6 protein-coding genes and 1 tRNA gene are annotated in these 5,571 nt (G+C 68.2%); 2 read left to right on the top strand and 5 right to left on the bottom strand.

Annotated elements, in window-relative coordinates; genetic code table 11:
• Both VGS97_RS18905 and VGS97_RS18900 read left to right on the top strand, forming a co-directional pair.
• Positions 1-462, top strand: a 462-nt coding sequence (locus tag VGS97_RS18905; protein ID WP_326854904.1) for a hypothetical protein, incomplete at its 5' end; no start/stop codon positions are given.
• 290 nt (positions 463-752) lie between these two features.
• Complete coding sequence (locus tag VGS97_RS18900; RefSeq protein ID WP_326854903.1) at positions 753-2,087, top strand: tyrosine-type recombinase/integrase; 1,335 nt, start codon at positions 753-755, stop codon at positions 2,085-2,087.
• A gap of 58 nt (positions 2,088-2,145) precedes the next feature.
• Here VGS97_RS18900 and VGS97_RS18895 read toward each other — a convergent pair whose 3' ends face one another.
• From VGS97_RS18895 to VGS97_RS18875, 5 genes are all read right to left on the bottom strand, one after another.
• Positions 2,146-2,385: a hypothetical protein gene (locus tag VGS97_RS18895; RefSeq protein ID WP_326854902.1), complete on the bottom strand. Its 240-nt coding sequence runs from the start codon at positions 2,383-2,385 to the stop codon at positions 2,146-2,148.
• A 189-nt stretch (positions 2,386-2,574) separates the two neighbouring features.
• Positions 2,575-2,647, bottom strand: a tRNA-Ala gene (locus tag VGS97_RS18890).
• 232 nt (positions 2,648-2,879) lie between these two features.
• A complete protein-coding gene (locus VGS97_RS18885) occupies positions 2,880-3,620 on the bottom strand; it encodes a histidine phosphatase family protein (protein ID WP_326854901.1) in 741 nt (246 codons plus the stop codon).
• Entirely contained in the window at positions 3,617-4,027 is a 411-nt protein-coding gene (gene rsfS, locus VGS97_RS18880; RefSeq protein ID WP_326854900.1) for a ribosome silencing factor, read from the bottom strand. The genes VGS97_RS18885 and rsfS overlap by 4 nt, the downstream gene beginning before the upstream one ends.
• A gap of 203 nt (positions 4,028-4,230) precedes the next feature.
• Positions 4,231-5,571: LCP family protein (locus tag VGS97_RS18875; protein ID WP_326854899.1), on the bottom strand; the 1,341-nt coding region annotated here is incomplete at its 5' end.

Below are 5,571 nucleotides of genomic sequence, written 5' to 3'. Positions count from 1 at the left end.
CTGGACGACCAGCTCCAGGCCGCCGCCGATCAGGTCCGGCGCGGTATCGAGCGCTTGGCCGCCGTCGGCGCGCTGCACCCCACCGGCCCGACCGCGCCCACGCCGTGGCTCGCCTCCCAGCTCCACGCCGTCCGCGACGCGGTGCTCAAAGGCACCGTCCGCGTCTGCCCGCACCTGCTGAGCGGCCCGCGCATCGTGCTGGCCGCCGCCTGGAGCCCCGGCACCCTGGTCTGCCCGCAGTGCGCCGACCAGGTACGGCCCGACCAGCGCGAAGACAACACCTGCGACCGCTGCCGACGCCACGACCAGACCATCCACCCCACCCTCGCCACCGCCGGACACCTGATCCTCGCCTACGGCCTGTGCGGACCCTGCCACCGCGCCGAACACGCCGCGCCGACCGCCCGGCACCACGGCACGCGCCGCAACCCGCCGCGCCGACCACGCAACCGCCGCCGATAACTCTCCGCAGGTCAGGGCGGGTTAACCCGCGAGTTAGAAACCTAACCCGCCCCACGCGGCCTAACTCGTCCCTGAACAACCAAGAAGGCCGCGCTGCGCGCGCAGACATCAAGGCGACGGCCCCGCCACCGACCACCTCCGCCCCCGCGAGCTGAGCCACGCCGCACCCCGCCAAGGCGAGCCACGGGGGCGGGGCGATGTCTCCTACGTCACCCCTGGCGCGGCGCAGGTTGAGAGACATCCCCCCCGTGGCCCGCCATCAACCCGACCACTCTCCAGGAAGGCAGACCATGCCCCGCAAGAAACGCCCCGAAGGCACCCGCGCACCCAACGGCGCCAGCTCCATCTACCTCGGCAAGGACGGCAAATGGCACGGCCGCGTCAGCATGGGCGTACGCGACGACGGCAAACCCGACCGACGCCACATCGAATCCAAAGACGAAGCAGTCGTCATCCGAAAGGTTCGCGAGCTGGAGCGTGAGCGCGACTCCGGAAATGCGCGCAAGACCGGCCGCGCCCCACTCGTCTCTGACTGGCTGACGCATTGGGTGGAAGACATCGAATCGCGGACCGCGCGGTTCAAGACGCTGGCCGCGCACCGCACCGCCGTGTACCGATACCTCAACCCCGGTCTCGGAAGTCACCGCATAGACGCAATCCAGCCGGAACACTTCGAAAAGCTCTACACGAAGCTTGAGAAGTCCGGCGCTGGCATCTACACGCTGCTCCAAATCCACCGCAGCGCGCGGGCCGCGTTCAACGAGGCGATTCGCCGTAGGGTCATCATCAGCGGCATCAATCCGGTCGCTTTGGCGAAACCGCCTCGTGTCGAAGAGGAAGAGGAGCGCGAGCCGTACGAGCCGGACGAAGTACGGCGCATCATCGCCGCGTCCCTCCGGCGCCGTAACGGCGTGCGATTCGTTCTCGCTCTCGCGGTCGGCATCCGCCAAGGTGAAGCGCTCGGCATCAAGCGTGAGCGGCTCGACTACCGAAAGCGCGCGCTGCGTTTCCCCAAACAGCTTCAGCGCCAGAGTTGGCAGCACGGATGCGACGATCCGGCCGTGTGCACCGTCGGTCGGCACAAGACGAAGCCGTGCCCGGAGCCCTGCACCCAGCACAAGCGAGCCGAGACATGCCGACCTTGCCCCGCCGGCTGCACCGGGCACGCACGCCACTGCCCGAAGCGTCACAGCGGCGGGCTGGTCGAGGTGCCCGTGAAGTCCAGGGCCGGACGGCGCTACATCGTGCTGCCTGATCGGCTGTGGGACATGGTCGAGGCGCACCTGGAGCAGCAGGACAAGGAGCGCGTGTTCGCGGGCACCGAGTGGCATGACGATGGGTGGATGTTCGCTCAGGAGAACGGCAAGCCCATCGATCCCAAAGCGGACCGCGCCGAGTGGCGCGAAGTGCTCGCGGAGGCCGAGGTACGCGAAGCACGGCTCCACGATGCGCGGCATACCGCAGCGACCACGCTCGCGCTCTTGGAGGTCGCTCCGCGCGCCGCGATGGACTTCATGGGCTGGTCGAACCCTGACATGATGCTGCGCTACCAGCATGTCACCGACGCTATGCGGCAAGACATTGCCAAGCGCCTAGGCGCTCACCTATGGCATGAGCAGGACTAGGTCAAACGCCCGGGGGCCGCCAGATCACCGGCGGCCCCCACATGGATAGACAGGAACCTTACACAAGGACCGTGATCGGCCGCACGATCTCCGCTTCGTGGCCAGGCCACGTCACGTCCTCGGCGACGGGACCGTACACCTCATCGATCCGAATGACGCACGAGAGGTTGGTCGACGCCTCGGCGTAAAACGGGGCGTCGTCCTCCCGCCGATTCCCGGTCGGCTTGACCGTGTGGATGTTCTCAGGCGGGGGGCCGGTCAACTGATCGCCGATAGCGATGTCGGCAGCGCCGATCATGATCCTGTACTGGGGCATGTACGAAACTGACACTCCACAATTCTAACCCCGCGGCGGCTGGCGCCGGACCGGTGAGTCGCCCGGTCCGGAAGGGCCACACGCCCTGACTGAGACGAAGAATGAGACGCGAAAGAAGATTCAGGGCCGATAGCATCAACCAGCTACCGGCTCTGACCTGCACTTTGGGTGTGGAGCCAAGGGGACTTGAACCCCTGACCTTCTGTCTGCCAGACAGATGCTCTACCAGCTGAGCTATGGCCCCTCACGCAGCCCGCCCTGTTGGAGCGGACATTGGTCCCGCCAGGAACAAACGTCGTACATGTCCATGGAACCACTCTGTTCCCGGGCGGGCTCCGCCATATTAGCCAACCGCGCAGTGAAACGCGAAATCGTTAGTCGGTGGCGGGGCAGCGGGGCGGAGTGCAGGTCAGGACGTCAGTCGATCGCGGCTGCGGCGCGGCTTGCAGCTCACGGCTTCGGCTCACGGCTTGCGCTTACGCCTCGGCTGAGGCGTCGTCGCCAATGACGGGCTCGGGGAGGGATCCCGCGTTGTGTTCCAGCAGGCGCCAGCCGCGAGCGGCCTCGCCGAGCACCGACCAGCAGCAGTTGGACAGGCCGCCGAGGCTGCTCCAGTGGCTCGCGGGGAGGCCTAGCAGGCGGCCGATGGCTACGCGGGACGAGCCGCCGTGGCTGACTACGACCAGGGTGCCGCGCTGGGGGACGCGTTCGAGTGCGCGCAGGATCGCGGGGACGACCCGGTCGGCCACCTCGGTTTCCAGTTCGCCGCCGCCGCGACGGACTGAGTGGTCGTGCTTCCAGGCCGCGAACTCCTCGGGGAACTTCTCCTTGATCTCGGCGTCGGTCAGGCCCTGCCAGGTGCCCGCGTAGGTCTCGCGCAGCCCCGCGTCGAGCTCGACCTCGATGCCGGTGAGCGCGCTCAGTTCGCTGGCGGTGTCGACGGCGCGGGAGAGGTCGGACGCGCTGATGTAGTGGGGACGCAGCGCGGCGAGCAGCCTGGCTGCTCGCCGCGCTTGGTCACGACCGACCGCGTCCAAGGGGACGTCGGTTTGGCCTTGGAAACGCCCCTCGACGTTCCATTCCGTCTGGCCGTGCCGCCATACCACCACACGGCGGCCTGGGGCGTGGTACGCGTGCCGGTCCAGCGTGTCTGCGGAGACTGGGGCCGGGTCCGTCACGGACTCGGCCGCCATGGTGGTCGCCGTGGTGGCGGTCACCGAGTACCGCCTATACCGGCCGCCGAGCCGCCCGCGCGGCCGCTGGTGACGGACTCGGGCAGCGGGATGGTCGGGCAGTCCTTCCACAACCGCTCCAGCGCGTAGTACGTGCGCTCGTCGGCGTGTTGGATGTGCACCACGATGTCGACGTAGTCGAGCAGTACCCAACGGCCTTCCTGCTGGCCCTCGCGCCGGGCCGGCTTCACGCCGAGTTCGAGCAGCCGCTCCTCCACGGCGTCCACGATGGACTTGACCTGCCGGTCATTGGGAGCGGAGGCGAGCACGAAGACGTCCGTGATCACGAAGACCTCGCTGACGTCGTAAACCAGGATGTCGTCGGCGAGCTTGTCCGACGCCGCCTGTGCTGCCGCAATCGCGAGCTCCTTGGCCCGGTCGGTCGCTGTCACTATGGCCACACCTCTCTGGTCGGCTGAGTCGTGGTGTTATCAGGTTCTCATGGAGCACTGACGGGACGTGGACGACGAGGGGATGGGGCGGGGTGGGACGGTACGGGACAGGACGGGATCGGCGGGAGTTGGTGCTGGGTGATGTAGGTGAGGCGATGTGGGGTGGGGTAGGGAGGCGGGAGCGGGAGCGAGGGTGGCCTGTGTCAGTTGGTGGGGGCGATTGTGCTGGTGCCGGTGGCGGCTGGAGGGAGGGGGATGTCGGCCAGCTTCGGCCAGTCGGCGCCAAGAATCACGGTCACATCGGCGAAGGTGTTCATCCCCGAGACAACCTGCACGTTGATCGCCTGAAGGCCGAGCGTCTTGGCGATCTCCACCGCGGCGTCCTTCTGCGCGTCCGAGCCCACCTCGACCACGCTCGTCCCGCGCCACGCGGCGGTCGAGCCGTCGATGAAGGTGTACCCGCTGTTCGCCAGCTTGGCCTGCGCGGCGCTGCGGACCGCCCCGGACCGCATGCCGGTGCTGCCGGTCGCGTCCTCGACCAGCACACGGGACACCTGACCGGCCGACTGCACTTTGAGCGCGCCGCCCAGCACGCTGCTCACGATCGGCGTGGCCGCCTGCACGTCCAACTCGTTCGAGCCGTCCGTGCGGACCGGGAGGACCTTCGCGGAGAACGCGTTGGCCTGCTGCTCGGCGGCGAGCGCGGCGAGGATCGGACTGAGCTTGCTTTCCGGCAGCGAGGGGTCGTCGACGATGCCGAGGTGGTTGAGGTACGAGGTGATCGCCGTGGGGTCGGTCGGCAGCGCGGACAGCAGCCCGGCGACGACTTGGCCGAACCGGGCACTCTGCAAGCCGGGCGCCTCGCCCCGCGGCACGTACGTGGCGTACGCGACCGCCTGACCGCCGGTCAGCTTCGTTGCGGGGCCGACCGGAATCGCGGCGGCCTTGGGTATGGCCGTCACGGCCGGAACGGCGACGTTCGCGGTGAGACTGATGCCGCCGATCTCGTCGATCAGGCCGGCGAAGGTGATCTCGTCCATCCGCCAGACGCCGTCGATGCTGACGCCGAAGGTGTCGGCGATCGTCTCCTTACCGGCCGCGGGGACCGACTGGGCCATGTCGCCGCCGAAGGGTTGCAGGCCGAACCCGGTGGTGTTGACCGCCATTTTTGAGGAAATCAGCACGGCTGCGCCCGTTCCAGCCACCGTCTTCGCCGAACCAGTATCGGAGGCGGCCGAGCGGTCGGTGACGAGTAGGGCGTCCGCGACGGCGTTACCGGTCGGGTCGCTGATCTGGAGCAGGATGACCGACTTGGTGGGAGCGCTGTCGCCAAAGGTGCCACCGCCGAGGAGGAAGTAGCCGCCTACGCCCACAGCCACGACTGCGACGGCAGCGCCAATGCCTATCAGCTTCATACGGAAGCGCTTGACCCGGTCTGCGCGGCTGTCCGCACGCGATTCGACGAATGTCAGCCAGCCCTTGACGTCATGCCCGGTCGACTCCTCCAGGAACGCGAAGTCGGCGGCGGTGTAGCCGTCGTTGGG

It is taken from the genome of Actinocrinis sp., from assembly GCF_035946395.1.
GTDB lineage: Bacteria > Actinomycetota > Actinomycetes > Streptomycetales > Catenulisporaceae > Actinocrinis.
Note: the sequence above shows the minus strand (reverse complement) of the source record. Positions and strands in the feature narration are given on the sequence as shown.